This is a genomic window from Rhodovulum visakhapatnamense, assembly GCF_004365965.1.
GTDB classification, from domain to species: domain Bacteria; phylum Pseudomonadota; class Alphaproteobacteria; order Rhodobacterales; family Rhodobacteraceae; genus Rhodovulum; species Rhodovulum visakhapatnamense.
Genome location: NZ_SOEB01000017.1, coordinates 34,281 through 57,681, shown reverse-complemented (window position 1 = coordinate 57,681; position 23,401 = coordinate 34,281). Strand labels below are relative to the sequence as shown.

29 protein-coding genes are annotated in these 23,401 nt (G+C 68.7%); 6 read left to right on the top strand and 23 right to left on the bottom strand.

Annotation, left to right across the window (positions count from 1 at the left end):
• Nucleotides 1-40: 40 nt before the first annotated feature.
• Genes EV657_RS14795 through merA form a run of 4 tightly spaced genes read left to right on the top strand, consistent with a single transcriptional unit; the run spans nucleotide 41 to nucleotide 2,421 of the window.
• Nucleotides 41-430: a mercuric transporter MerT family protein gene (locus EV657_RS14795; RefSeq protein WP_062563549.1), complete on the top strand. Its 390-nt coding sequence runs from the start codon at nucleotides 41-43 to the stop codon at nucleotides 428-430.
• Nucleotides 431-448: 18 nt separating this feature from the next.
• Nucleotides 449-754 (top strand): heavy-metal-associated domain-containing protein, encoded by a 306-nt coding sequence (locus tag EV657_RS14790; RefSeq protein ID WP_062563548.1) that lies wholly within the window; start codon nucleotides 449-451, stop codon nucleotides 752-754.
• Nucleotides 755-758: 4 nt separating this feature from the next.
• Nucleotides 759-992 (top strand): mercury resistance system transport protein MerF, encoded by a 234-nt coding sequence (gene merF / locus EV657_RS14785; protein ID WP_123644184.1) that lies wholly within the window; start codon nucleotides 759-761, stop codon nucleotides 990-992.
• A gap of 4 nt (nucleotides 993-996) precedes the next feature.
• Nucleotides 997-2,421 carry a mercury(II) reductase gene (merA, locus tag EV657_RS14780; RefSeq protein WP_243837646.1) on the top strand — a complete coding sequence of 475 codons (1,425 nt, stop codon included), beginning with the start codon at nucleotides 997-999 and terminating at the stop codon, nucleotides 2,419-2,421.
• Nucleotides 2,422-2,471: 50 nt separating this feature from the next.
• Here merA and EV657_RS14775 read toward each other — a convergent pair whose 3' ends face one another.
• The 8 genes from EV657_RS14775 to EV657_RS14740 all read right to left on the bottom strand — a co-directional run bounded on the left by EV657_RS14775 (nucleotide 2,472) and on the right by EV657_RS14740 (nucleotide 10,179).
• Nucleotides 2,472-3,101: a DUF6441 family protein gene (locus EV657_RS14775; protein ID WP_062563545.1), complete on the bottom strand. Its 630-nt coding sequence runs from the start codon at nucleotides 3,099-3,101 to the stop codon at nucleotides 2,472-2,474.
• Nucleotides 3,098-3,409, bottom strand: a complete 312-nt coding sequence (locus EV657_RS14770; protein ID WP_062563544.1) for a head-tail joining protein — start codon at nucleotides 3,407-3,409, stop codon at nucleotides 3,098-3,100. The genes EV657_RS14775 and EV657_RS14770 overlap by 4 nt, the downstream gene beginning before the upstream one ends.
• The gene (locus tag EV657_RS14765) at nucleotides 3,409-3,744 is read right to left on the bottom strand and encodes a DUF2190 family protein (protein WP_062563543.1); all 336 of its coding nucleotides are present in this window, start codon (nucleotides 3,742-3,744) and stop codon (nucleotides 3,409-3,411) included. Before EV657_RS14765 ends, EV657_RS14770 begins: the two co-directional genes overlap by 1 nt.
• Nucleotides 3,745-3,818: 74 nt before the next feature.
• Nucleotides 3,819-5,873 (bottom strand): prohead protease/major capsid protein fusion protein, encoded by a 2,055-nt coding sequence (locus EV657_RS14760; RefSeq protein WP_134078614.1) that lies wholly within the window; start codon nucleotides 5,871-5,873, stop codon nucleotides 3,819-3,821.
• 5 nt (nucleotides 5,874-5,878) lie between these two features.
• Complete coding sequence (locus tag EV657_RS14755) at nucleotides 5,879-7,420, bottom strand: phage portal protein (RefSeq protein ID WP_134078612.1); 1,542 nt, start codon at nucleotides 7,418-7,420, stop codon at nucleotides 5,879-5,881.
• Nucleotides 7,420-7,629 carry a phage head-tail joining protein gene (locus EV657_RS14750; RefSeq protein ID WP_028030714.1) on the bottom strand — a complete coding sequence of 70 codons (210 nt, stop codon included), beginning with the start codon at nucleotides 7,627-7,629 and terminating at the stop codon, nucleotides 7,420-7,422. The genes EV657_RS14755 and EV657_RS14750 overlap by 1 nt, the downstream gene beginning before the upstream one ends.
• A gap of 2 nt (nucleotides 7,630-7,631) precedes the next feature.
• Entirely contained in the window at nucleotides 7,632-9,635 is a 2,004-nt protein-coding gene (locus tag EV657_RS14745; protein ID WP_134078611.1) for a phage terminase large subunit family protein, read from the bottom strand.
• Entirely contained in the window at nucleotides 9,583-10,179 is a 597-nt protein-coding gene (locus EV657_RS14740; RefSeq protein ID WP_134078609.1) for a hypothetical protein, read from the bottom strand. Before EV657_RS14740 ends, EV657_RS14745 begins: the two co-directional genes overlap by 53 nt.
• A 111-nt stretch (nucleotides 10,180-10,290) precedes the next feature.
• On the opposite strand from EV657_RS14740, the gene EV657_RS14735 reads away from it, so the two are divergent.
• The gene (locus tag EV657_RS14735; protein WP_134078608.1) at nucleotides 10,291-10,563 is read left to right on the top strand and encodes a hypothetical protein; all 273 of its coding nucleotides are present in this window, start codon (nucleotides 10,291-10,293) and stop codon (nucleotides 10,561-10,563) included.
• A 96-nt stretch (nucleotides 10,564-10,659) separates the two neighbouring features.
• Nucleotides 10,660-11,232, top strand: coding sequence for a DUF3489 domain-containing protein (locus EV657_RS14730; protein ID WP_134078606.1), 573 nt, complete (start codon nucleotides 10,660-10,662; stop codon nucleotides 11,230-11,232).
• A 53-nt stretch (nucleotides 11,233-11,285) separates the two neighbouring features.
• Here the strand turns inward: EV657_RS14730 and EV657_RS14725 are convergent, their stop codons facing one another.
• From EV657_RS14725 to EV657_RS14655, 15 genes are all read right to left on the bottom strand, one after another.
• Nucleotides 11,286-11,510 carry a DUF7220 family protein gene (locus tag EV657_RS14725; protein ID WP_134078605.1) on the bottom strand — a complete coding sequence of 75 codons (225 nt, stop codon included), beginning with the start codon at nucleotides 11,508-11,510 and terminating at the stop codon, nucleotides 11,286-11,288.
• Nucleotides 11,507-12,883, bottom strand: a complete 1,377-nt coding sequence (locus EV657_RS14720; RefSeq protein WP_134078603.1) for a site-specific DNA-methyltransferase — start codon at nucleotides 12,881-12,883, stop codon at nucleotides 11,507-11,509. The genes EV657_RS14725 and EV657_RS14720 overlap by 4 nt, the downstream gene beginning before the upstream one ends.
• Before the next feature lie 418 nt (nucleotides 12,884-13,301).
• On the bottom strand, nucleotides 13,302-13,682 hold the full coding sequence (locus tag EV657_RS14715; RefSeq protein WP_099649490.1) for a DUF6362 family protein: 381 nt from the start codon (nucleotides 13,680-13,682) through the stop codon (nucleotides 13,302-13,304).
• The gene (locus EV657_RS14710; RefSeq protein ID WP_071796301.1) at nucleotides 13,675-13,875 is read right to left on the bottom strand and encodes a hypothetical protein; all 201 of its coding nucleotides are present in this window, start codon (nucleotides 13,873-13,875) and stop codon (nucleotides 13,675-13,677) included. Before EV657_RS14710 ends, EV657_RS14715 begins: the two co-directional genes overlap by 8 nt.
• On the bottom strand, nucleotides 13,872-14,411 hold the full coding sequence (locus EV657_RS14705) for a crossover junction endodeoxyribonuclease RuvC (RefSeq protein WP_228189155.1): 540 nt from the start codon (nucleotides 14,409-14,411) through the stop codon (nucleotides 13,872-13,874). Before EV657_RS14705 ends, EV657_RS14710 begins: the two co-directional genes overlap by 4 nt.
• Before the next feature lie 340 nt (nucleotides 14,412-14,751).
• Nucleotides 14,752-17,073, bottom strand: a complete 2,322-nt coding sequence (locus EV657_RS14700; protein WP_243837645.1) for an AAA family ATPase — start codon at nucleotides 17,071-17,073, stop codon at nucleotides 14,752-14,754.
• Nucleotides 17,070-17,840, bottom strand: coding sequence for a PD-(D/E)XK nuclease family protein (locus EV657_RS14695; RefSeq protein ID WP_134078600.1), 771 nt, complete (start codon nucleotides 17,838-17,840; stop codon nucleotides 17,070-17,072). Before EV657_RS14695 ends, EV657_RS14700 begins: the two co-directional genes overlap by 4 nt.
• The gene (locus tag EV657_RS14690; RefSeq protein ID WP_062563779.1) at nucleotides 17,837-18,043 is read right to left on the bottom strand and encodes a DUF6511 domain-containing protein; all 207 of its coding nucleotides are present in this window, start codon (nucleotides 18,041-18,043) and stop codon (nucleotides 17,837-17,839) included. Before EV657_RS14690 ends, EV657_RS14695 begins: the two co-directional genes overlap by 4 nt.
• Nucleotides 18,044-18,250: 207 nt before the next feature.
• Nucleotides 18,251-19,939: a DEAD/DEAH box helicase gene (locus tag EV657_RS14685; RefSeq protein ID WP_134078599.1), complete on the bottom strand. Its 1,689-nt coding sequence runs from the start codon at nucleotides 19,937-19,939 to the stop codon at nucleotides 18,251-18,253.
• Between the two features lie 14 nt (nucleotides 19,940-19,953).
• Nucleotides 19,954-20,577 (bottom strand): hypothetical protein, encoded by a 624-nt coding sequence (locus tag EV657_RS14680; RefSeq protein WP_134078597.1) that lies wholly within the window; start codon nucleotides 20,575-20,577, stop codon nucleotides 19,954-19,956.
• Nucleotides 20,578-20,678: 101 nt separating this feature from the next.
• A complete protein-coding gene (locus EV657_RS14675) occupies nucleotides 20,679-21,554 on the bottom strand; it encodes an ATP-binding protein (RefSeq protein WP_134078596.1) in 876 nt (291 codons plus the stop codon).
• Nucleotides 21,554-21,850, bottom strand: coding sequence for a hypothetical protein (locus EV657_RS14670; RefSeq protein WP_134078594.1), 297 nt, complete (start codon nucleotides 21,848-21,850; stop codon nucleotides 21,554-21,556). The genes EV657_RS14675 and EV657_RS14670 overlap by 1 nt, the downstream gene beginning before the upstream one ends.
• Nucleotides 21,851-21,888: 38 nt before the next feature.
• Nucleotides 21,889-22,083 carry a hypothetical protein gene (locus EV657_RS14665; RefSeq protein ID WP_018303655.1) on the bottom strand — a complete coding sequence of 65 codons (195 nt, stop codon included), beginning with the start codon at nucleotides 22,081-22,083 and terminating at the stop codon, nucleotides 21,889-21,891.
• Between the two features lie 85 nt (nucleotides 22,084-22,168).
• Nucleotides 22,169-22,885 (bottom strand): RNA polymerase sigma factor, encoded by a 717-nt coding sequence (locus EV657_RS14660; protein WP_134078593.1) that lies wholly within the window; start codon nucleotides 22,883-22,885, stop codon nucleotides 22,169-22,171.
• Between the two features lie 99 nt (nucleotides 22,886-22,984).
• The gene (locus EV657_RS14655; RefSeq protein WP_134078591.1) at nucleotides 22,985-23,230 is read right to left on the bottom strand and encodes a hypothetical protein; all 246 of its coding nucleotides are present in this window, start codon (nucleotides 23,228-23,230) and stop codon (nucleotides 22,985-22,987) included.
• Nucleotides 23,231-23,401 lie beyond the last annotated feature (171 nt).

Sequence of the window (23,401 nt, the reverse complement as noted above, 5' to 3'; positions counted from 1 at the left end):
CCCTACACCCATCGTCAATCACAGACGAGAGGTGCGCGACATGGCGCTGACAGACGACAGAACGGACAGCACGGGCGCGGATCGCCCCGCCCGAAAGGGCTGGCTCGCGGCGGGCGGTGTGGTGGGCGCCTTTCTCGCCTCGGCCTGCTGCATCGGGCCGCTGGTGCTTCTGACTCTCGGCATCTCGGGCGCCTGGATCGGCAACCTGACGGCTCTGGAGCCTTACAAGCCGATCTTCGCCGTGATCGCGCTCGGCTTCATCGCGGCGGGTTTCTGGCAGGTCTATTTCCGCAAGCCAACCGTCTGCGAACCCGGTTCCTACTGCGCAAGGCCAGCATCGGCGCGCATCACCAAGTCGGCTCTCTGGGCCTCCCTGATCCTCGTTCTCGCAGCCCTCACCATCGACTGGTGGGCCCCGCTTCTCTACTGACCCCGAAAGGACATCCACATGAAGAAGATCCTTGCACTCGCCTTGTTCGGCCTGACCGCCGTTGTGCCGATCACCGCCATCCCTGTTGCCGCGCAGACCGTCGCCGCCGAGCAGACCGTCACCTTCGCGGTGGACAACATGACCTGCGCGCTCTGCCCAGTCACCGTGAAGCGTGCGATGGAGGGCGTCGCGGGCGTGCGCGCCGTCGAGATCGACTTCGATGCCCGCACCGCCACGGTGATCTTCGACACCGCCGCGACGAGCGCCGACGCCATCGCGACCGCGTCGGCCAATGCAGGCTACCCGGCGCGTGTCGCGGGCTGACGAGATGACCGAGCAGTCCGACCGCAAGCTGATCGCGACAGGGATCGTCGGCACCGTCATCGCGGCGCTCTGCTGCTTCACTCCGGTGCTGGTGGTGCTTCTGGGTGCCGTGGGCCTGTCGGCCTGGCTGGGTTGGCTCGACTACGTTCTGCTGCCCGCGCTCGCCTTTTTCGTCGCGCTGACCGTGTACGCGGTCTGGAGACGGCAGCGGCGCCAGACCACTCGAACGGATGGATGACTTGATGAAAGACGATTGCTGCGCGCCCAAGGGCGATTTCGACCTTGCCGTGATCGGCGCCGGATCGGCCGGGTTCTCGGCCGCGATCACCGCCGCCGAGGGAGGCAAGCGCGTCGCGCTGATCGGCCATGGCACCATCGGCGGGACCTGCGTGAACGTGGGCTGTGTGCCCTCCAAGACGATGATCCGGGCCGCGGAAGCCCTGCACGGTGCGCAGACAGCACATCGGTTCCCGGGCCTGAACAGCGAGGCGCAGGTCGCCGACTGGTCGGCGCTGATTGCGGCCAAGGACGATCTTGTCGCGACACTGCGCCAGAAGAAGTACGCCGATCTGCTGCCGGGCTACGGCGGTGTGACCTATCTCGACGAGGGTCCGGCGCGTCTCGTCCTCGGCGGGGTCGAGGTCGGCGGGCGCAGGATCACGGCTCCCAAGGTGATCGTCGCGACCGGTGGCCGACCCGCCGTGCCCGACATCCCTGGGATCCAGGACGCACCAACGCTCGACAGCACGTCGCTGCTGGAGCTGGACCGGTTGCCCGAAAGCCTGATCTTCCTCGGCGGCGGCTACATCGGCGTGGAGCTGGCGCAGATGATGGCGCGGATGGGCACCCGCGTCACCATTGTCTGCCGCTCGCGCCTGCTGCCGCGCACAGAGCCGGAGGTGTCCCGGGCGCTGACGGAGACGCTGCGCGCCGAGGGCGTCGCGGTTGTCGATGGCGCGACCTACGACGCCGCACGGCGCGACGGGGCCCGTGCGGTCCTGACGGTGACGGTGGACGGCGCAGACCGCGATCTGACGGCCGACCGCCTCGTCCTGACGAAGGGACGCGCAGCCAACACCGAGGGGCTGGGCCTCGCGGAGATGGGCGTCGAGACCGACGCGCGTGGCGCGATCCGGGTGGGCGACGACATGCAGACCACGAAGGCCGGCATCTTCGCGGCGGGCGATGTGACCGACCGCGACCAGTTCGTCTACATGGCCGCCTATGGCGCCAAGCTCGCGTCCCGCAACGCCGTTCTGGGCGGGGCGGAGCGCTACGACAACGCCGCGATGCCGTGGGTGGTGTTCACCGATCCGCAGGTCGCCGGCGTCGGGCTGACCGAGGCGCAGGCGCGCGCCGCGGGTCATGACGTCAAGACCAGTGTGCTGACGCTCGACAACGTGCCCCGCGCGCTCGCCGCCCGCGACACGCGCGGCCTGATCAAGCTCGTCGCGGACCGGGCGACCGACCGCCTCCTGGGCGGCGTGATCATGGCGCCGGAGGGAGCCGACAGTGTCCAGACGCTCGCCATGGCGCTCAAGTTCGGCATGACGACAAAGGCGCTCGGCGAGACGATCTTCCCCTATCTGACCACGGTAGAGGGGCTGAAGCTCGCCGCGCAGACCTTCGACAAGGATGTCGCGAAGCTGTCGTGCTGCGCGGGGTAACCCGAGCCGTCGGTTTCGTGGCTGCCGAGCAAGATTGCGCATCGATGCGATCACAACCTACCCCCCACCCAGTTCGCCACGATCAGCCCCGGCACGCTGTCCAACGCCCGGTCTGCATCCCGCGCCAGATCCAGCCGCTTCGGCAGCTTGACCTGCGGCACCAGCAGGAAGATCGGCGCAGTGACCTTTCCGCGCCCGGTCTTCGACCGCGACACCACCGCCTGGCCTTTCGTGTTCAGCCGCCCCTCGGCGACCAGCAGGCTGGGGCCCGTCCGGCGATAGACGAAACGCAGGCGGAGGCCGCGTCGCCGCTCCCATTCACCGGGGGTGATCCGGCCGCCGCGCAGGGATTTGCCCGCCGCGGGCAGCGGGATCGCCAGCCAGAACCCGTTCTTCGATCGGATCAGCGGCCCGGTGTCATGCGCACCGACGATTACCGGCGCCTTCGACCAGACCAGCGCCGCAGCCTCAAGGCTCTCGCCCGACCTCGGGAAGTTCTGGCTCCGGATCGAGTTGGCGAGCCGTGTACCAAGCCCCGCGCCGGTGATCTGCAACCGCCACGCCGTCTTCAGCCCAGTCCCGGCCTCGCGAATGGCGGCGGTGACGGCCCGTTCACCCGCCGCGACCTCGGCCGCCATCATCGCGACGATGTCGGGATCGATGTCGAGCTTCAGTTTCACGCGGGCCTCAGGTCGACGGTCCAGACCAGCCGCTCGCGGTCGCGGACCGGCTCGCCCTGTATGAGGAAGGCGTCGCCGTCGATCTCGATGCGGTCGCCGGGACGCGGGTTCGCCACCTCGGCCACGCGCAGGTCGATCCGGGTGGTTTCGGACCAGAGCCGCGCGTCGCCGAAGTCGGTGACCGCGTCGGCGCGACGGGCGACGGCACGCACCAGCACGGGTGTACCGCCGTCGGCGATGTAGACCGCGTCCCGGCCGATGTTCGGATCGGCGAAGAGCGCGCCGATGGCGGCGGCGAAGGCCGACATCAGAACGTCGCGTTCAGGCGCACCCGGCCGATGGTGTCGCCGGCGCCGCTCGCCACCGCCTCGACGGCCGCGCCGATGAGGGTGTTGTCGGTCGCGACGGTCGTGGTGCGCTTGTTGGTGTCGTCCCAATAGACCTTGGCGCCAACCGTCCACGCCTGGGAGCCGACCTTGGTGATGTCGAACACGCCGACGAGCGCGGTCTCGACGGGCTCGCCAATGGCGGCGGCACCCGCGGCGATGCCGAAGATGGAGCCGACGAGCAGGCCATCGCCGGAGGCGACGGCATAGGGCGCGGTCAGGGTGATGGTGTTGCCGGGCTGGACGTAGGTTTTCATGATGGGGATCCTCGTGGAAAGACGAAGGGCGGCCCGTCAGGACCGCCCGTGTGTCAGGGTTCAGGAAGCGCGCCTTACGCGCCCGGGTTCTTGTAGAGGCCGCGCCAGTCGATGGCCTTGGCTCCGAAGTCGAGGCGGCACTTGATCTCGACCCCGTCGACGTCGAAGCCGTTGCGCGTCTCGATATAGGCGCCCTGCTGGCCCTCGAGATAGGCGTACTCGATGGTGTCGATCTGGTTCGGGCTGGCCGCCAGATACCAGGCGGTCTCGCTGGCGGCGTCGAGCCGGGGCTCGCTGATCGGCGCCAGCGTCCTGATCGACTGCGGCACCACGCTGGACGTCGCGGCGGGCACGAGGTTCTGGGCCACCAGCTGTTCGGCTTTCAGTTCCAGTGAGGCCGGCACGATCAGGAAGGCAGGCCGGACGTTCAGCACCGTCTTCTTGTCGAGGCCGGTCTGCTTGGCCATCGCCGCGCGCGCCGCTCCGACGCTGCTGACATCGAGCGCCGCGCCGGTGCCTGCCAGGTTCTTGTGGGTGGTGTGGAAGAGCGCATTGCCGTCGGCCATCGCCGGGTTGGCGGTGATGATGCCCCAGACCACGTCCGACTCCAGCTGGGCGATGGAGTTGCCGTACATCGCCGGGATGCGGGTGAAGGCGTCGAGATCGTCGTTGATCAGCGTCTGACGGGTGATGGCGACCACCCGGCCATAGGTCTTGACCTTGTAGCTCTCCTTGCTCTCGCCCAGCGTGCCGCGCTTGAACTCGCCGCTTTCGCCGACCTCGAGCAGCTGCGGGGCTTCGCCGAGCTGGACGCGATGCATCGCCTTGAAGTCGGTCGCCAGCACCTGGCGACAGAACAGCATGAAGGTGCGGGGATAGGCCTCGTAGGCCTGCCGCAGCGTCTTGTTGGTGACGGCCGACAGGATCTCGGGGAAGTCCGAGGTCGAGTGCAGCGCGCGCGTCGCCACCTCGTCACGCGACAGGCCGCGCGTGTTGACCCCGGCATTGCCGAGGCTTTCGCGGGCGAGCTCCAGCAGCGTCATGCCGCGATACTGGCGCGCGGCGTCCTCGAGCTGGAACAGCGTTGGGCTGTAGCGGTGCAGCAGTGCGTTCGCCACCGCGTCACGGCGGGTGATGCACTCGTCTCGGCCGCCGAGCGGGACGGAGACATGGGGGAAGTTCCGGGTCTCGTCGGATTTCGCGGCGACCTGGTCGAGGATCAGTCGGCGGGACTCGTCGATGCTGACGCCGCGCTTGACCAGATCCTCGGCGAAGCCGCGCTCGAGGTTCAGCCGCCCGGCCAGATCGTAAATGGTGGAGACGCGGTCGCGCTCGGCCTCGCGGGCGCGGGTGGCGACCACTTCGGTATCGGGCGCGGGAGTTACCTGCGTCTTCTGGCTGCGCGTCTCGCTGGCCGCGACCTTCGGGTCGGGCGCAGCCGGTTTCGGCTCGGTCATGGGGGTGTCCTCGGTTTCGACCGGCGCGGTCGGCTGGGTGTTGGCGGGGGTTGCGGCGTCGCTCGCCGGGGTCTGGGTCGTGTCCGTCATCGGGATCGGTCCTTTCGTGGTGGAAGGGGCGTCCCGGCGGTGGAGGACGCAGTCGTGAAGGGGGTGCTGGGCGCGGAAGCCCGCTGCTGGGTCGGCTCCGACCGCGACGGCGGAGACCTCGAAGGGCGTCCAGTCCACCGCGCGCCAGAGCTCGCGGGCGCCATCAGGCTTCGAGATATCAAACCGGTGGACCTGGTAGCCGATGGAGACGGCGCGGATGTGCCCCGCCTGGATGTCGCGCCAGATCGGCTCGACATCGGCACGCTCGCTGATCCGGACCAAGGCGATGCCGCGACCGTTCTCGATCCGGGCCGAGCCCGGCACGACCGAGCCGATCACCGCGTCGAGCGTGTCGAGCTCGTGCACCTTCAGGAACGGCGCGCCCGCGTTCAGCCGGTCGAGCCGGACATGGGCGGGATCGAGGCTCAGTTCCTCGTCATAGGGCTCGCCGAAGAAGGTGGCGCGCCGCACGCGGGCCCCGGCCGACCAGACCACCTCGACGGTGCGGCTGTCGGCATCGGCGGTGTTCGGCGCAAGCTCCGCCGACCGGCGCATGGCCGGCAGTTCGATCATCGTGTCCATGAAGGTCAGTCCTGTTGGTCGGCCTGCGCCGGGTCATTGTCCGCGCCGGCGGAGGGGTCGTTGGCCGGTTCGTCGGCGGCCGGGTCGTTGGTCTGCGCGCTGCCGGTCTTGGTCACGCGCCGCGGATCGCTGTCGAGCACCAGCCCCAGCGCGTCGAGCTTCGCGTTGGTCGCGGCGATCTCGGCCAGCACCGCGTCGGGGTTGCGGCCCTGCCGGGCGATCACCTCGGCCAGCGTCATGGTGCCGGAGCGGATCGAAAGCAGGTTCGCCATCGCGTCCTTCTGCGGATCGACCGCCTCGAACTTCGGGGGCGACCATTCCACCGGCACGGTCGGCGACGGGATCTGTCCCGCCGCCCAAGCGGCCTCCGTGAACCAGCGCCAGACCGGCGCGCAGAACATCGGAATGAACAGTTGCCACTGCACCGCGTCGATCTGGCGGCGGAACTCCACGAGCCCGGCACGGATCGAAGAATAGTTGACCTGGCTGAGATCGCCGGTGAGCAACTCGTAGGGCACCCGGAACCCGGCCGAGATCGTGTGCAGGCTCGCGCGCTTGTATTCGCCATAGCCACCGGTGGCGGAGGGCTGGTTGAAGCGGATGTCCTTGCCGCCGCGCGCATAGGCGATCAGCCCGGGCTCGAACTGCTCCACCCGATTGCCGTCGGCGTCGACCACGGACGGCGCGATGCCCTGCTGCGCCTCGTCGTCGCCGAAGACGATGGCGGTGACGCAGGCCTCGGTCTTCTTGCGGACCAGTTCCGCCACCTCGTAATCGTCGAGATCGCGCAGGGACCGTATGACCGGCGCGCCCCAGGGAACCCCGCGCGCCTGCGTGCGCTGCTTCTCATAGACATGGGCGATCTCGCTCGCCGGGGCCGGGCGGCTCTGCAGACCGTTCTGCAGCGCCCCATAGGCGTCGCCCGGGTGCTCGGCATGCAGCCAGTAGGCCCGGCGCTTGCCCACCGGGTCGAACTCGATCCCCTGGACAAGGCGGCCTGCGCCGAGGGCGCCGGATTTCGTGGCGTCGAGGAAGTCGGCCTCGAGCACCTGCAATTGCAGCGGCACCGGCAGACCGTCGCTCGCCCGCCGCAGCCTTCGACGCACCAGTACCTCGCCCGCCTCGAGCATCTCGCGGCAGATCAGCGTCTGCAGACCGTAGAAGTCGAGCTGACCATCGGCATCGCACTCCGCCGTCCAGCGCTCGAAGAGCGCATCGACCTTGCGGTCCAGCTTGTCGTCTCCGCTCGCGGCGCGCGGCATGATCCCTGCGCCGATGATGTTGTTGACCAGCACCGCCACGGCCTTGGCCGCATGCGGGTTGTTGCGCACCAGATCGCGCATCCGGTCGCGCAGCAGCGCCCCGGCGACGCCAATCTCGGTGTCGGCCGAGGATCCCGGTGCGCGCCAGCCCTCGGTCCGCCGCCCCTTCGATGCGCCGTCATAGCCGCGCGTCAGGGTCTCGAAGGCCTGACGCGCCATCACGCGGCGGGCCGCCATGCGCGGCGCCACCGTGGCGATGGCGTGATCGAACCAGGTCGCCGACATCACCGGTCCCCGCGCGAGAAGCCGGCGAGCCCGGCCACCGGCAGCGGCCGGGTCGTTCCCGCGATGGCGCGCTCGATGGTCCGGATGCGCGCCAGCAGATCCTCGGCCGAGCCGTAGTCCACCGACTTGCCGTCATAGCTGACCCGGGTCGTGCCGCTGGCATAGGCCCGGCGCAGCGCCGAGAGCTCGGTTTCCGTCCAGTCGGTCATGTTCAGAACCATCCTCCGCGCCGTCCGAGCCAGTCGGAGCGGCGCTTGCCCTGCGGGGCCTGTCCCTGCCGGTTGATCTGCCCGGCGGGATCGGTATCGGTGGGGGCCGCCCCGAGCTGATCCTCGAGGTCGCGCCATTTCTCGTCGGGCCAGCGATCCGCGCCTGCGATCCAGGCGGCGGCGCGGGCATAGACCCGGCAGTCCAGCGCCTCATTGCGCTCGCGCAGCTTCTGCCATTCCAGCCGGGCGAAGCCGCGCTTCGTGCGCACCGTTACCAGCTGTTCGGCCACGAACTGCTTCAGCCATTCGTTCTCGACCCAATGCGGCAGATGCACCGACCCGGGCGGGAACGCCGCCCCGTCGGCCATCTCCTCCTCGGTCGGCCGCGCCAGCCGCAGGAACCGGTAGGTCTCGGCCTTGAAGGTCGACACCGCGATGGTCCAGAGCCGCGCCCCGCGCCGCAGGCGTTTGCCGCCCTCGGTCGCGTCGACGAAGGTCGGGCCAGATACCGGGCTCGAGCGGTTGAACCCCTCGACGCCCTTGACCGGCGACACCTGTGCGAACCCCTGCGCTCGCGACCAGGAATAGACCGCCGGGGCCTCGTAGCCCGTGTCGATGGCGAGCCGCGCGATCCTGAGATGCGCGCCGCGCTCGTGCGGCCAGGACCTGTCCAGCAGCGCGGTCAGCTCCGACCAGGCGTCGTGCCGGTCGGGCCCGCCCTCGATGACGACGTGATCGACGAGCCAGCTTTCCAAGCCGCGACCCCAGGCCCAGACATCGACCTCGATCCGGTCCTTCTGCACGTCGGCTCCGGCTGTCAGGAACAACCCGCCTGCTGGCACCGTGCCGGATTTCCAGCGTTCGCGCCGGTCGTAGAGCCGCTGCCAGTCGGGCGCTTCCCCGGTCTCGACCCATGTCTCGCCGAGGATCGTGTTGCGGAACGCCTTGATCGCCTCGTCCGACCCTTGGGCTGCTTCCCATGACCGCACGATCCGCTCCCAGCTCAGCCAGCCGATCGGCGAATAGAGCGCCGAAAGGTGATACCCGACCGTGGTCGGATCGGCGGCCGTGGCGGTCGCCCGCCATTCGCCGCCCTCCAGCATCGCCGTCTTGTGGTGTTCCGCGATTGCCGCGTCGCAGCCCTCGCAGTGATACTCGGCCGTCTCCGGGCGGCCCTTTTGCCAGCGCAGCCGGTCGAACTTCAGCCATTGCATCGCGCCGCAATGCGGGCACGGCACGAAGTACCGGCGCTGGTCGGAGGCCTCGAACTCCCGCTCGATGCGCGACAGCCCCCGGATCGTCGGCGTTGAGACCAGCAGCACCTTGCGCCGATGGGCGAAGGTCAGGGAGCGCGCCTCGGCGAGCGTGACCGGATCGCCTTCCTCGTCGGCCGAGGCGGGATAGGCGTCGACCTCGTCGAGGAAGATGTACCGCGCCGGTGTGGAGCGCAGCCCCACGGCCGAGTTGGCGCCCGTCATGATCAGGATGCCGCCCGCGAATTCCTTCGACAGCATCGTGTTGCCCGCGTCGCGGGATCGCGCGGGCTTCACCCGCTCCCGCAGCTCGGGGCTTTCGTCGATCAGCGGGTCGATCCGCTGGCGCGAGTTGCGCTTGGCGAGTTCCACGGTCGGCTGGACTGCCAGCATCGGACCCGGCGCCTGGTGGATCGCGAACCCGATCCAGTTGTTGCCCGCTTCGGTCGCGCCGACCTGCGCCGCCTTCATGAACACGATCCGCTGTGTGGCATCGCCGGGGCTCAGCCGGTCCATGATCTCGCGCATGTAGGGCGTGCGCACGGTGCGATACCGCCCCGGTTCGGCTGAAGCCCGCCCCGAGAGCATCCGGTGCCGGTCCGCCCATTCCGAAACGGTCAGGTCCGGGTCGGGCCGCAACCCGTTGCCCCAGGCGCGGAGGATCTCGCCCGCGCCGTCGAAGTCGATCAGGCCATCATCGTCACCGGAAGTCGGGCCGGACCTCGGCGAGTTCGTCGAGGTGGGCGCGTACATGTTTCTCCAGGACCTTCTGCATCGCGGCTGGCTCCACGGTGATCTGCTGGCCGGTCACGTCGGCGCACGAGGCTGACAGTTCGGCCGCCATCAGCGCCGCCGCGCGCGCAGGCCAGGTCACCCACGCGTCCCGTTCCTCCCGCGCCAGGCGGAACACCAGCGCCAGCGCGCGCGCCCGCTCGATCAACTCCCCCTTCAGCTTCTGCAGCCGGATGCGCCGCTCCTGCGCTTTCAGCACCTCGTTCGCGGTCTTCGCCTGCAGGAAGGTCGTGCCGCCGCCGACGGCCGGGACTGCCAGCCCCTGTTCACGCAGCGTGTCGCCAACAGCGGCCACGGCCGCCTCGGGGACGGGCTTCAGCTTCGGCGTGGGCGGCTTGCGGGTCTTGGACGGGTCGGTCGTCTCGGCACGTCTGGCGTCGCTGGCGGCCGCGTTGATGCTGCCGTCGGGATAGAGGACCAGCCGCTCGGCGGCCTTGGCCTTCTGGATCGCGCCCCGCGACAGCCCGACATGCGCGGCGTACTGGCGCTCGCTCATGCCCTGCATCGACGGCTCCGATTATCATTCAAGATCATATGCCTATCGAGTTGATAAGCACGGCGGACAGAGCGAACGTCACTCCAACGAAGCGATGCAACTCACCAAGGAGCCACTACGATGACCACCCGCCTGAACCCGATCACCACCCCGCGCTTTGAGGCCCGCGCCGAGAAGGCGCGCCGGAACAAGGAAGCGGCACTCGCCGCCTTCATCGGCAAGAAGGACGAGATCGACGAGATGCTCGCCCGCCTGCAGGCGCTCAGCGACGACCATTTCAACTGCGCCCCTGACGAGGCGGGCTGGGCGATGGTCGGCACCCTCGAACACTACGCCAGCCTCCTGAAGCGCATCACCGACAGCGCTTTCGGCGAAGGCGAACACACCCGCTGATCTCCGTCACCGCCGGAACTCCCGCCGCGCGCCCTGCGCGGCTCGGGGTCGTAGAAGGCGCCGCATGTCGCGGGCCCCGAACACGGAGACGACCCCATGACCAAGCTTTCCGATACCCAGCTCGTGATCCTCAGCGCCGCCGCGCAACGTGAGGACCGCAACGTCCTGCCGCTGCCCGGCTCGCTCCGCGGCGGCGCCGCCGCCAAGGTGGTCGGCGCGATGCTCGCCAAGGGCTTCCTCGAGGAGGTCGACGCCGACACGCGCAAGGGCGAGCCCGTCTGGCGCGAGACCGGCGACGGCCAAGGCGTCACGCTGGTCGCGACCGACACAGGCCTCGCCGCAATCGGGATCGAGCCCGAGGACGGGAACACCGCGCCTGCGGGCGCGACGGACGCGCCGACCATGGAGCCCGCGCCGGACACCCCCACCGAACCGAAGGCTGCGCCAAAGACGCGCACACCGCGCGAGGGCACCAAGCAGGCTACCCTGATCGCCATGCTGCGCGCGCCGCACGGCGCGACCATCGAGGAGATCATGGCCGCGACGGGCTGGCAGTCGCACACGGTGCGCGGCGCGATGGCCGGGGCGCTTAAGAAGAAGCTCGGGCTCGAAGTGACCTCGGAGAAGGTCGAGAACCGGGGGCGCGTGTACAAGCTCCCCGCCGCCTGAGGCACCGGACCCCGCCAAGTTGATGGCCGCCGTCCCACAGGGGCGGCGGTCGATCATTTGGCGGTCCGCATCCGGATCGCCTCGAACACCCGCCGCAGGGCGAAGGAACGCGCTATCGACACGATAGTGAAGATGGCGCCCATCTTCAGGTTCTGCGCCAGCGTCGTGTGCAGGCCGAAGATCGGGAAGATCAGGATCTGCGTGACCACGGCGACGCCGTAGCCGACGATCACGTTGGCGACGGACTCGACCAGCGACATGAGGCGGGACTGCTTCATGCGGCGGTCTTGCGCTTGCGCGCGGGTTCGGGGGCGGCGTCCGTGTCCGGCGTATCGGCCCGGGCGTCGGCATCGTCGCCCAGCCGCTCGGTTCTCACCTGCGCGAAGGTCCGCCCGTCACCGTCGAGGACCGCTTCCTTGCCGGTCTCGGCCTGCCAGCGTTCCACGGCGACATCGACATAGGCGGGGCTGATCTCCATTGCGAAGACGCGGCGGCCATTGGCCTCGCCCGCCATGACTTGCGAGCCGGAGCCGGAGAACGGCTCGTAGCAGAGGCCACCACGGGTGACATGCTGGCGCATCGGGATGCCGAAGGCGTCGAGCGGCTTCGGCGTCGGGTGATCGGGCCGCTCGTCCTTGGCGAAGCTGGGCATCTCCCAGGTCGAGGGCAGCGTCTGCTCGGCCACCTTCGGCGGGCGGTTCGGGCGGCGCCAGCCCATGAAGCAGGGCTCATGCTTCCAGAGGTAGTGGGAGCGGGTCAGGACACCGCGATCCTTCACCCAAATGATCTGCTGATGGACGAAGGCGCCCGCCTTCTCCCAACAGGCTTCCAGCATCGCCTGGCGGCGCGAGGCGTGCCAGCAATACCAGGCGGCGTCCTCGGTGATGGCTTCCGCCACGGCTGCCGCAATGAAGCCGTCGTAGAGCTCCGCGCCCTGTGAACTGTCGTCCCAGGTCGTGCCGTAGGACGCCGACCAGTCCTTGTTCCGCGTCGGGTGGTTCGAGCCGTCGTAGTCGACGAGGTATGGCGGGTCGGTCGCGAACAGGATCGCCCGCTCACCATTCATCAGGCGGCGCACGTCGTCATGGCTGGTGCTGTCGCCGCACAGCAACCGATGGTCGCCGAGGAACCACAGGTCGCCCGGCCGTGACGCCGGATTGCGCGGTGGTTCGGGGATGGTCACCGGCGGCACGGAGCCCCCGGCTCCACCTTCTTCACCGTCGTCTTCCGCGACGTAGGCCAGCAGCTTGTCCAACTCGCCGTCGGAGAAGCCGACCAGCGACAGGTCGAAGTCCTCGGCCAGCAGGTCGTTCAGTTCCGCCGACAGCAGCGCCTCGTCCCAGGTGCCGAGTTCGGTCAGCTTGTTGTCCGCGATCCGGTATGCGCGGCGCTGCGCATCGGTCAGGTGCCCCAGCACGATCACCGGCGCTTCGGTCAGCGCCAGCTGCGTCGCTGCCAGCACTCGGCCATGCCCGGCGATCAGTTCGCCGTCCTCTGCCACTAGGCATGGAACGGTCCAGCCGAATTCGGCCATGCTGGCGGCGATCTTCGCGACTTGGTCCGCGCCATGCGCCTTCGCGTTCTTCGCGTAGGGCTGCAGCTTGGCCAGCGGCCAGGTTTCGATCCGATCCGGGGCAAAGCTCAGGGTCATGGTCGGGTGGTTTCCGATGTTCAGGTGGATGCTGGCTGGATTCCGGACACCGGATGCCGCGCTGGACTCCAAGCGGGGTCCAGCGGCTACCGGCGGTCTCCGGTCGGAAGGCCAGCGTTCATTGGTGTTTGCGCGAGGTGCGCGTGGCTCCGGCTTCCGGGTGGCTTCCCAAAAAATCGGCCCTTACGCTGGCGATATTGCGCGCTTCGCCCGCCAGCATACGAATGTCGCCAGGAAGGAACCGGAAACTGCCGTGGGATGGACCCCCGCCGGACCCTCGCTGGATACCGGGGTCCAGAAGAGCCCCGTCAACGCAAAGGGGAGAGCGAGCTTTCCAGCGCACTCTCCCCATCTTGCCTTCGGAATAGCATGATCATGTTGCAGATGTCGAAGGAAAAAGTGTTGCAACATATTGGAGTCACTGCGCATTCAGGCGCGCAGCGATCTTGGTCAGCGCCAGCTGCCAGCGACGCCAGGCGGTCGTGCGGTCGCACCCCAGCTCGCCGCTGATCTGCTTCCACGGCACCCGGGCCGCACGCGACCAGACCAGCTTGCGCTCCGCCTCCTCGATCCAGAGCACCCAGTCGAAGGTCTCCTCGAGCCGGGTGATCGCAGCGGCCGAGGGCCAGACCCGCATCGGCTGGGGTTCCATCGCCGCGATCTCGCGGCTGGTCCGCACGATGTCGGGCCAGGTGTTGAAATAGCCCTGCGCCTTCACCGGCGGCAGCTTGCGCAGGGTGCGGAACGCCTCCTCGAAATGATCGGCGACGCAGTCCGCGGTCCATTCCCGATCAGCCATGACGCGCCTCCCTGTCGGACGGGCGCGGGCCGTAGAGCTTCTCGCCCAGCTGGCGGACCAGTTCACGCTCGGGCCAGGTGAGGCGGTCGTCATCGGCGGAGACCGCGAGGACGCCCTGTTCCCGCCAGCCCTCACGCTTGACCTGCTCGGGATCGCGGCGCCGACCGCCGTAGCCATGGGGGTGCCATCTCATGCGACACCTCCCTTCGTCTCGATCGCCCAGAGCAGGATGGCGATGGCGTCGGCCTCGTTGTCGTCAGCGGGGCTGAAGCCGCGGGAGCGGACGGCGGCGACCATGGCGGCCTTGTCGGCGTTGCCCTTGCCCGAGGCGTGGCGCTTGATCGTACCGACCGGGACGCCCTCGTAGGGCACGCCCCGCAGCTCGGCCCATGCAGTCAGCGTGGCCATCAGCCCGCCATAGATGTGGCTCGCGTCGGTCCCTGCGTGGCGGCGGACTTCCTCGAACCAGATGGCGGCGACGGGCCCGGACAGCCGGTCGATCTCGGTCAGCCAGTTGGTGAAGCGCAGGTAGCGCATGCCGCCGCCATCGAAGCGGCCGGGGCGCAGCGAGACGGTCCCGCTGGTAATCAGGCCGTCATGGCCGCGGATCGCCCAGCCGGTCGAGGTGCCGAGGTCGAGCGCGAGGATGCAGCGGTTGCGGGGTGTGTCGAGCGGCAGCGATTCAAACCTTGCGCCGTCGCAATTCGGGATCAGAGTCGGCTGAGCCATGATGGGTCTCCTTTGCCGGTGGCCTGTGGTGGTGGAAGACGACGGCGGTCTGGTGCTTGGCGGTACGGGGCCGGCGTCGTCGGATCGGAAAGCACAACACACCGTCACGGCGGCGCGCGCGGCTGACCCGGACGTATGGGAGGAGTGGCCAACCCTGTGGGGTAGCCCTCCCATACGTAGTATGGGGGTTTGACACCTAACTGTTCCGGGGAGAACAAGTGGCTGAAATCATTAGGTAATAAGACTTCATGAAGTCTTCGGGCATGAGTCAGGGACCTAACTCTTATTTGCCCGTAACCCGTTGATTTCGTTGAGTGCACAGTTGGCGCTGTCATATGAGTCAGGCCTCACTCATATGAGTGAGGTCGTCCTCGAGCCCCTCCGGGTAGACCCAGACGGCGGGGTTTTCGACCTGCAGGCAGAGCCCGGATTGGGGGCATTTGAAGTGGCTGGGCAGGACCGGACGGGCGGGTGTGGTGACCTCGCCGGTGTCTGGATCGACATGCTCTACGTGCGCGCCGAACTGCATGCCCTCGACGCAGAGATAGCCGAACCGCGACCGGGTGACGGGGAAGCCGAACCCCGAGGGATCGCGCAGGAACTTCACGAAGCCTTTGGTCGCCAGCACGCTGAGGCGCTCGCGGATCGTATGCTTGCTGCCCAGACCGCCCCGGTTCTCGAAGGTCTCGGCGAACTGCATCGCGGTGTAGAGGCGCTCGCTCGCCGCCTCATCCAGCAGCATGCCGAGGATGACATCATGCTTGCGCAGCCGTTCGGCATCGAGTTTGGCGCCGACCTCCTTGCGCACCAGGCGCTCGTTCATCGGGTTCAGCTCGACCCATTCGCCCTTCACCTTGTCGATCAGCTTGCCCGGCAGTGCGGGGCCGTTCCGCAGTTCGATTTCCAGCCTGCGGACGCTGCTGTCCTCGTCGGGCCGGTGCATCAGCAGCCCCGAGGTGTAGAAGCCGCGCAGCGCGCTGGCGCCGGAGAGGGCGAGGAACGGATCGTCCTTGACCTGGTGCTTGCTGGCCTTGCGGGTGTGGTGGGCGAGGATGACGCCCGCGTCCTCATTGACCGCCTCGCGGAGAAGCTCCACCCGGTCCTTCAGGAAGAACATCATGGCGGTGTTGTCGTTCTCGCCGCCACCCTCAGGTCCGCCGTCGAAGAGATTGCGGATCGGGTCGATGACGATGATGTCGGGTGGCGCGTCGGGAAATGCGGCGCGGATCGCCTCGGCCACGCGGGCGACGCCCTCCGCGTCGAGCAGCAACTTCAGCTTCGGCGTGGCGATGAAGGTGTCGCGCGCGGCAGCGATCACGGCGGCGGGCAGCGCGATCTGCTGCATGCGCTCGCGCAGGTAGTGGTACTGGATCTCGGCCTGCAGATAGAACACGCGCAGCGGCCGGGGCGGCGTGAAGCCGAGGAACGGCACGCCCGCCGCCATGTGCACGAGCCAAGAGATCAGGAAGTCGCTCTTGCCGACCTTGGGCGCACCGCCCAGCACGAGGAGCCCGCCCGGGGTCAGCACGCGCGGCCCGATGATGTCCTCGGGCATCGGGCTCGTGTCGTCGAGGAGCGCGCCGAGGCTGAAGGTCGGCAGCGGGCTGACCGGGGCATCAACGCGGGCCGCGCGCAGGAGCGGCGGACCGTTGCGCTTCACATGCAGCGCCCAGAGCCGTTCGGACTCGGCCATCAGCCGATCGAGCGGCCAGGACGGGCGCAGCATGGCGGCGTTGTAGCCGCAGATCGCCTCCCAGCCTGCGAAGGGGTCAAGGCGGCCTTCGTGCACCAGACGAACGTAATGGCCGATGGCGGCGCTGGCCCCCTGGAAACGGGACCAGTCGTCGACCGCGCCTTCGCGCACCGGCGTGGTGAGCACCGCGTCGATGCCGGGCTTCGCGGTCGGCGCGGCAACGTCGCTGGCGAAGCCCACACCGGGCAGCGGCGGCATCTCAGCGACCTTCTCGGCGAAATCCTCCAGGTCCACCTCGACGTCTCGATGTTCGCGGATCTGCACGAGGCGTTGATGACCGTGCTTGTGATAGACGGTGCCAGGCACCCTGATCGGCTGGTGCGCCGAGCGGAAATGCGTGTCGCCGCCGACCTTCACCGCGATGTCTCCGCGCAGGCGGCACAGCGTGGCCAGATCCTCGCCCTCGGCGGGTTCGGTCAGTTTCCACCAGACATGGAGCTTCGCCGCGCCCTCGGGCGTGCGCCCGCCGCTCTCGATGATCAGCGTGGGCGCGGCGAGGTGGCGGGTGACATGGTCCAGCTTGGCCGGGATATCGCCCGCGTCGAGATCGACGACGATGGCCTGCATCTGCAGCACGTCGGCGGCGCGGGCTTGGCCCTGTTCCTCAACCGTGCCGGGAATGACATAGACCGCCGCGCCCTCGCGGTTCGCCCACGCGGCGAAGGTCGCGAGCTTCTCGGTCGCGGTGTCGTCGGCCGGGATCCAGATGTTGTGCGGCTTGCCGTCCCGGCCTTGACCCTTGTCGACGAAACCGCGGAGCGGGATCAGCCCCTCGCACCAACTGAAGACCGTATCGAGGAAGATGGCGATCTGCTCTGGGTCGGGGTCGCAGCCGAAAGGGTTCTCCGACGGCGGCCCGTGGTTGAAGTCCATCCACGGGTTGAAGTGCAGGATGCCGTCGTCGCTCATGCCGGCAGCCTCCAGCAGCGCTCGGACCAGGGGCAGAAGCGGCATTCGAAGAAGTCGGGTGTGGTGGCGACGCGCGGCAGAAGCTCACCCGCATCGGTCGCCTGCAGGATCCGCACGCCCCGATCCGACATGCGCTGCGCGAGATCGGCGTCGAAGGGGACCAGCTCGTGGTGGAGCTCGGCCGTATCCTTGTTGATCGCGGTGAAGAGTGCAGGCGCGGCCGAGATGCCGGGCACGCTGGTTTCCAAGTAGGCCTGATAGAGCGCGATCTGAGCGGCGTAGACCGGCTTGGATTTCGTCACGCCGTCCTTGACGCAGGCCCGCCAGTTCTTCGCGTTCATCGTCTTGCATTCCCAGAGTGCGGGAACGGCCAGACCGAAGCCCTCGGGCCCGGCGGCAATGATGCCGTCGACATGGCCCCGGATGCGCCCGCCAGCGACCGAGAAGCCGAACTGGCCGCCATCGGGCCGGTTGCCCTTGCGGGTGTATAGGTCGAAGCCCGCGCCGCGCAGCCAGGCGACGGCCAGATCCTCGAGGGCGTGCCCGATGGCGAAGATGCGCAGCGACTGGCCGCTGAAGTCCTGACCCTCGTCCTTCGGCGTCGCCGTGAACTCGAATTGCAGCGCCCGCTCGCAGGCATGGCCGAGGCGCGAGCCGCCGAGATAGTCGCGGGGCGGCCGCGTGGCCTGATCGGCGGTGAGCGCCCGATCGACGGCGGCGTTGACCCGGTCAGCGAAGCTGGGGCGGCGATTGTAATCGAGGGTCAAAATGGCACCTCCGGCGTCTGCGCCCGGGCGATGTCGGACATGGCCTCGCGGAAGCCCTCGACGGCTTCCTCGATCAGCGCGCGCACCTGCGCCTCGGTCAGTTCGCCGAGCGGGGTGGCCCAGCCGATCTCGTCCATCAGCAGCGCCACGCGCTTCATGGTGGCGGTGATCGCGGCGCGCTCCTCCTCGGTCAGGTCAACCATGGCGAAACGCTCCCGCGCGAAGCGCGTCCAGAAGGACTGGCAGGGCATCGAGCAGAACCAGACCGATGGCCGGGGCCGCTTCGACCGGTGCGGATCGAACCAGCCAAAACCACGGGTGGGTTGCCGGCAGACAGCACAAAGCGTCCCACGCGGATGCCAGAGTCGCCGCCGGTCCTCGACCGTGATGGGGGTTGAGGGTGCCATGGGTCATGCCGCCCTCCGTTCGGGAGAGGCCGCCGTGTCGATCAGCTGGCGGATGGCGCGCTTGTTGAAGCCGAAGGTCATCAGCGCGGAGGCGCGGTAGCGCGTCAGGCCGAAGTCGTGGCGGCACTCGGGCGGCAGGTACTGCAGCTGCTTCTCGGTCGGCGGCTGGCGCAGCCAGGAGCGGGTCTTGAAGGCGCTCTCGTCGGTCTCGTGCGTGTTCAGCCAGTCGTCGGCCTGCGCGAGGCAGACGGTGCGCTCGCCGACGCCCAACAGGTGGGGGCGTTCGCCCTTCGCGCCGCCGATGGCGTACCAGGCCCCGTCCAGCCAGAAGATGCCGCCCCAGGCTGCGAAGCCCGTGGCCATCAGCGCGTCGTCCGTGCCGTAGAGGTCGACCCACGCGAAGCTGGAGCGCTTCAGCAGGTCGATCTCGGTCATCATGAAGCCCGAGAGCGGCGCGGCGTCCCCGCCTTCGCCCGCATCCAGATCCTCGCGCGGGAACGCCTCGCCGCAGAGCGGGCATTCGGTGGCGGCCAGCGGGATCTCCGCCTCGCAGGCCGGACAGGTCTTCGTCGGCGCCTCTCCAGCTTCGGTCTTGCCGTCGAGATCGACGTCCTGCTCCAGCGTGCCGTGGATCAGGCTGGAGGTGCCGAAATCCAGCACGACGCAGTCGGTCTTGACGATGCCGGGATGTTCCTCGGGATCGACGGTGCGCAGGCCCCGCCCGACCATCTGGATCATGGTGGACTTGTAGGAGCTGGGCCGCAGCAGCACGACGCAGGAGGTGGGCGGATGGTCCCAGCCTTCGGTCAGCACCGCCACGTTGACCACGACGCGGATGTCCCCAGCGGCGTAGTCGGCGAGGATCGCCTTGCGGGTCTCGGCCGCCAGATCGCCGTGGATCAGCGCGGCGGAAACGCCAGCTGCCCGGAAGGCGTCGGTGACGTGTTCGGCGTGCGCGACGGTGGAGCAGAACACCACGGTCTGCCGGTCGTCCGCCTTTTCCTTCCAGTGCCGGATCACCTCGTCGGTGACGGGGGCGCGGTCCATGATGCCCGCCACTTCCGCCATGTCGAAATCCGACATGGTCTTGCGGACCGAGCGCAGCTCGTCCTGTACGCCCACGTCGATGACGAATGTGCGCGGCGGCACCAGGTGGCCGGAGGCGATCAACTCACCGAGGCGCACCTGATCGGCCACGTTGTCGAAGACCTCGCGCAGGCCTTTCTTGTCGCCCCTGTTCGGCGTCGCCGTGACCCCGAAGATCCGGGCGTCGGGATTGGCCTCACGCACCCGGTCGATGATCCGGCGATAACTGTCGGCGACGGCATGGTGCGCCTCGTCGACGACCAGCAGGTCGAGGAGCGGCATGTCGGCGAGGTTCGAGGCCCGCGCCAGCGTCGGCACCATGGCGAAGGCGACCTGGCCGCCCCACGACTTCTCCGTGGCGTCGATGACCGAGGTGGCGACGCCCGGCACCACGCGCTGGAACTTGGCGCGGTTCTGCGCCGTCAGCTCGTCGCGATGGGCGAGCACACAGGCCTTCGCGCCGTCGCCGATCATCTCGCCGGTGACCGCCGAAAGCATGATGGTCTTGCCCGCGCCGGTGGGCGCCACGCCCAGAGTGTTGCCGCGGGAAGCGAGCGCAGCCACGCTGCGCTCGACGAAGGTCTTCTGGCGGGGGCGCAGGCGCATGGCCGGTCTCCCCCTTACTGCGCCCAGCTCGGCCGACCGGCGTTGCCGGGGGCGGACGCGGGCTGGCTGGGCTGGGTGGCCGTTGTGGGCTGCTGCGGGGCGTGGCCCTGCGCCGGGGCGGCGGAGACCTGCGGCGCCACCGTGCCCATCAGCGCGGCGTAGTCGCGATGGTCGGGCGTGACGGCAGCGCGGATCTCGTTCTTGTCCTCGCCGTTGGTGTCGGTGCCGATGTCGATGCGGGCGACGAACTCGACCCCGTCGAGATCGCCGAACCCGTTGATCCGGCGGCGGGCCTGCGCCTCGGGCGAGTTGTCCTTGTCGGACACGCCGCGCGCCGAGTTGAGGATGCCACGGATCAGGCCGCGCCCCATGTTCGCCCAGTCCGGGCCCTTCGGGCTGTAGAGGCCGATCAGCGACCAGACCTTGCGCCGGGCATAGGGCCCCTCGAGCACCGTGTATTCGGCGTCGAGATAGACGGCGCCGGTGGCGGCGCGGCGCGCCCAGCCGCCGGTCCAGCCCTGCGAGGGGTCGTCGAAGCCGCCGGGGCGGAGCGTCAGGCGCACCTTGGCGAGCGTGCCCTTGGGGATGACGTTGGTGTTGGATTGGGCGGAGTTGAAGTCGTTCCAGGGTCCGGACATTGCGCGGCTCCTTTCAGTTGGAGGATGGGACGCGCAGCGGCGTCAGAGGGGAAAAGCCACCCCGGCGACCGGATCGGGACACCGGGAATGGCGAGAGGCGCTCAGCCATGGCCGGGCTCCTCAGCGGGCGCGGGATCGGCCGACGTCACCGGCGGCCAGGTCAGGCGTTCGGAGGCAGGCGCCGCGGGGCGCTGGATCTTCTCCATCAGCCGGCCGAGATGCGGGGCCTCGACCATATCGAGGCGGCCCGAGCGGTCCTTGGCCGGATAGCTCCAGGGGTTCAGCGTCTGGCAGACGAAGGCGCGCTGCGGTTGGCCGTTGGCATCGGCGATGTCGGCCATGGTGATGACCTGATCCACGATGCCCGGCAGTTCGAGCCCGGTCTTCGAGCCGTCGATCTGCGGCTGGAAGACCTTGCGGTTGAAGTCGTCGAGCCGCTCGTCGAGGATGCCCACGAACCAGACATGCTTGCCGCGCGTGTGCTGCAAATGGGTCAGCCAGCCGATCATCTCGCGGCCATGCAGACCGTAGGCGCCGCGGATGTCGGGCTTGCCGGTCTTCTCGGAGAACGCCTCGGGCTGCCCGCGGCACCACTGGAAGCAGAGCCGCCCGGCCACGGTGATCGAGTCGATGAAGACGGTCTCGTATTTGCCGATCACCGCCGGATCGCCGTAGCGCCCGCAGACCTCGTCGAAATGCGCCTGGCTGTAAGGCTGGTCCTCGCGCAGCGCCGGGTTCGGCCCGCCGATGAACACTGCAAAATCGCGGCATTCCTTCCATGTGCGGGGCCGGAGCGTGTCGATCTCCAGCCCCTCGACCGCCAGATCCCCGGCTTCGAGGTCGAGGAAGAGCGTGGTCGAGGCGTTCAGCGTCCAGAGCAGGCTGGTCTTGCCGATGCCGGACCGGCCGAAGATGACGCCCTTGATGCCCTTGCGCTGCGCGAGCCGTTCGTCGGCGCCGATGATGGGAAGGGCCATCACTGGCCCTCCTTCTTCATCACCGCCGCGGCGGCGCGATCTGCGCCGATGTACCCCGCCTCGCGGGCGAGCTTGTAGAGGCGCTTCAGCGCGTCGGCGCGGCGGTAGGCGGCCGTGCTCTCGCGCTCCGCTTCCACGATCGCGAAGGCGATCTCGTCGACGGTCGCCTCGACGACCAACAGCGGCTCGCGCGGTTCGTCTCCGGGACGCTGCGGGAGGGAGATGGTTTCGGGGAGATCTTCGAGGGCGTAGTTCACCTTGCGAAGACGAGTGATGGCGTCCGGCTGGTCCGGCATGGCGGTTCTCCGTGGGCTGATGTGATCGAGGAGGCGCATCACGCGGCCTCGCGGACGTCGGGCGCGGGCTCGGCGACGTAGATCGCCAGGAGCGGCGTCCCGTCGGCATGGGCGCCGGCGTCCTCGATCTGATAGTTGCGGTTGGGCTCGCAGACCTCGGTCAGCTCCCAGCGGCGATAGAGCCCCGGAAGACGCCTGAAATCCTCGAGCGACAGATCGGCAGTGCGGTTCATGCGTGTCTGCTTTCGGTTGGAGGGAAGGCGCTCGGCGGCGCTCGAATGGGAAAAGCCGCCGGCGGGACCGGATCGGGACATCGGCTCAGGGAATTCCCTTGAGGGCGTCGCGCAGCCTGTGCATTGCGCGCTGATACCGCTTGCGGGCGGCGGCCTCGGAGAGGCCGAGTTCGACGGCCACCTCGGCCTGCGAAAAGCCCTCGATCGCCACCCGGATCACCAGCAGGGCATCGTCGCCAATGACACTGCGTAGTTCTGCGTTGAGGCGGGCGTCGCTGATCGCGGGATCTCGCTCGCTGGTCCGGCGGACCAGCGGTTCGAGCTCGTCCGGCAGCCTGTCATGAGCCAATTCGCGCTTGCGCGCCCGGATCATGTCGCGCTCGACGTTCCGCAGCACCGTGGCCGCAATCCAGTTGACGCGCCCCAGGTCGAGCACGTGGACCACCTCGGTGGTGCGCGCCAGAACGTCGGACGCGACCTCGTCGGCGGTGCCGAGCCTGCGCCAGATCGACCGGCGACGAATGGCGTCGAGGCCGGGCCAGAGCGCCAGCAACAGTAGCGTCAGCGCGCAGTCGGCCGCCGGCCCGTCGCCCTGCGCCGCCTCGACAAGCGCGGAAAGGATCACGTTCTTCTGGCCCTGATCGCCGGGCGTGCGGTGCAGCCCATCCAGCAGGGCCGCCGGATCCCGGAAAGGTGCGAGGGCGGCCTGCGCACGCCGAACGGCGTCGAAACTGCGCTGGAAGTGGAGGTTGGAGGATGAATGCATGAGGTGATCACGGATCTCGTGCCACGCGAAGGACATCGGACGCCTGCCTTGCGGCCAGGCGTCCGGCGCCTTCTCGTGGCCAGGTCAGGACGTCGCGCGTCTCTGCGATTTCAGGGGGGTGGGTGAATGCGCGCGTCAGCGCGCGGGCGCGGTCGCTTGGTTCAGCGTGCCGCAGCCGCGGCAGGTGGCCTGAACCGGGAAGCCCACGAGATACTCGTGCCCCCGCGCGAAGCGCAGGTGCATGCGGTCGTCCCGGCAGACGCCAAGCAGCTTGTCACAGCGCGTGCAGCGCCATTCCGAGTTGGAGGTGGTGGGCTTGGTCGTCGCGGCGCCGGACCAGCTCGTCGAGGCTGCTTGGCGCGGGGCGAAGGGAGTCGGCATCGGGGTGCTCCTCTGATCGATGGAGCCCTTCCAATAATCAGCGGTTCGTTAGACCGTCCCGCCCGAAACCCTAGATGAACTCTAGCAGGGTGCTGAAATAGGCGTGTGGTCGGAACGTTGTCCTGCGTTCCGGATCATTTGGTTCTCGATCAGGGCGTGTCCCGCCATGCG

Coding starts and splice junctions, on each gene's coding strand:
- EV657_RS14795 (WP_062563549.1), top strand. CDS start 41: ATGGCGCTGACAGACGACAGAACGGACAGCACGGGCGCGGATCGCCCC.
- EV657_RS14790 (WP_062563548.1), top strand. CDS start 449: ATGAAGAAGATCCTTGCACTCGCCTTGTTCGGCCTGACCGCCGTTGTG.
- merF (WP_123644184.1), top strand. CDS start 759: ATGACCGAGCAGTCCGACCGCAAGCTGATCGCGACAGGGATCGTCGGC.
- merA (WP_243837646.1), top strand. CDS start 997: ATGAAAGACGATTGCTGCGCGCCCAAGGGCGATTTCGACCTTGCCGTG.
- EV657_RS14770 (WP_062563544.1), bottom strand. CDS start 3,409: ATGTCGGCCTTCGCCGCCGCCATCGGCGCGCTCTTCGCCGATCCGAAC.
- EV657_RS14765 (WP_062563543.1), bottom strand. CDS start 3,744: ATGAAAACCTACGTCCAGCCCGGCAACACCATCACCCTGACCGCGCCC.
- EV657_RS14760 (WP_134078614.1), bottom strand. CDS start 5,873: ATGGACACGATGATCGAACTGCCGGCCATGCGCCGGTCGGCGGAGCTT.
- EV657_RS14755 (WP_134078612.1), bottom strand. CDS start 7,420: ATGTCGGCGACCTGGTTCGATCACGCCATCGCCACGGTGGCGCCGCGC.
- EV657_RS14750 (WP_028030714.1), bottom strand. CDS start 7,629: ATGACCGACTGGACGGAAACCGAGCTCTCGGCGCTGCGCCGGGCCTAT.
- EV657_RS14745 (WP_134078611.1), bottom strand. CDS start 9,635: ATGTACGCGCCCACCTCGACGAACTCGCCGAGGTCCGGCCCGACTTCC.
- EV657_RS14740 (WP_134078609.1), bottom strand. CDS start 10,179: ATGCAGGGCATGAGCGAGCGCCAGTACGCCGCGCATGTCGGGCTGTCG.
- EV657_RS14735 (WP_134078608.1), top strand. CDS start 10,291: ATGACCACCCGCCTGAACCCGATCACCACCCCGCGCTTTGAGGCCCGC.
- EV657_RS14730 (WP_134078606.1), top strand. CDS start 10,660: ATGACCAAGCTTTCCGATACCCAGCTCGTGATCCTCAGCGCCGCCGCG.
- EV657_RS14725 (WP_134078605.1), bottom strand. CDS start 11,510: ATGAAGCAGTCCCGCCTCATGTCGCTGGTCGAGTCCGTCGCCAACGTG.
- EV657_RS14720 (WP_134078603.1), bottom strand. CDS start 12,883: ATGACCCTGAGCTTTGCCCCGGATCGGATCGAAACCTGGCCGCTGGCC.
- EV657_RS14715 (WP_099649490.1), bottom strand. CDS start 13,682: ATGGCTGATCGGGAATGGACCGCGGACTGCGTCGCCGATCATTTCGAG.
- EV657_RS14710 (WP_071796301.1), bottom strand. CDS start 13,875: ATGAGATGGCACCCCCATGGCTACGGCGGTCGGCGCCGCGATCCCGAG.
- EV657_RS14705 (WP_228189155.1), bottom strand. CDS start 14,411: ATGGCTCAGCCGACTCTGATCCCGAATTGCGACGGCGCAAGGTTTGAA.
- EV657_RS14700 (WP_243837645.1), bottom strand. CDS start 17,073: ATGAGCGACGACGGCATCCTGCACTTCAACCCGTGGATGGACTTCAAC.
- EV657_RS14690 (WP_062563779.1), bottom strand. CDS start 18,043: ATGGTTGACCTGACCGAGGAGGAGCGCGCCGCGATCACCGCCACCATG.
- EV657_RS14685 (WP_134078599.1), bottom strand. CDS start 19,939: ATGCGCCTGCGCCCCCGCCAGAAGACCTTCGTCGAGCGCAGCGTGGCT.
- EV657_RS14680 (WP_134078597.1), bottom strand. CDS start 20,577: ATGTCCGGACCCTGGAACGACTTCAACTCCGCCCAATCCAACACCAAC.
- EV657_RS14675 (WP_134078596.1), bottom strand. CDS start 21,554: ATGGCCCTTCCCATCATCGGCGCCGACGAACGGCTCGCGCAGCGCAAG.
- EV657_RS14670 (WP_134078594.1), bottom strand. CDS start 21,850: ATGCCGGACCAGCCGGACGCCATCACTCGTCTTCGCAAGGTGAACTAC.
- EV657_RS14665 (WP_018303655.1), bottom strand. CDS start 22,083: ATGAACCGCACTGCCGATCTGTCGCTCGAGGATTTCAGGCGTCTTCCG.
- EV657_RS14660 (WP_134078593.1), bottom strand. CDS start 22,885: ATGTCCTTCGCGTGGCACGAGATCCGTGATCACCTCATGCATTCATCC.
- EV657_RS14655 (WP_134078591.1), bottom strand. CDS start 23,230: ATGCCGACTCCCTTCGCCCCGCGCCAAGCAGCCTCGACGAGCTGGTCC.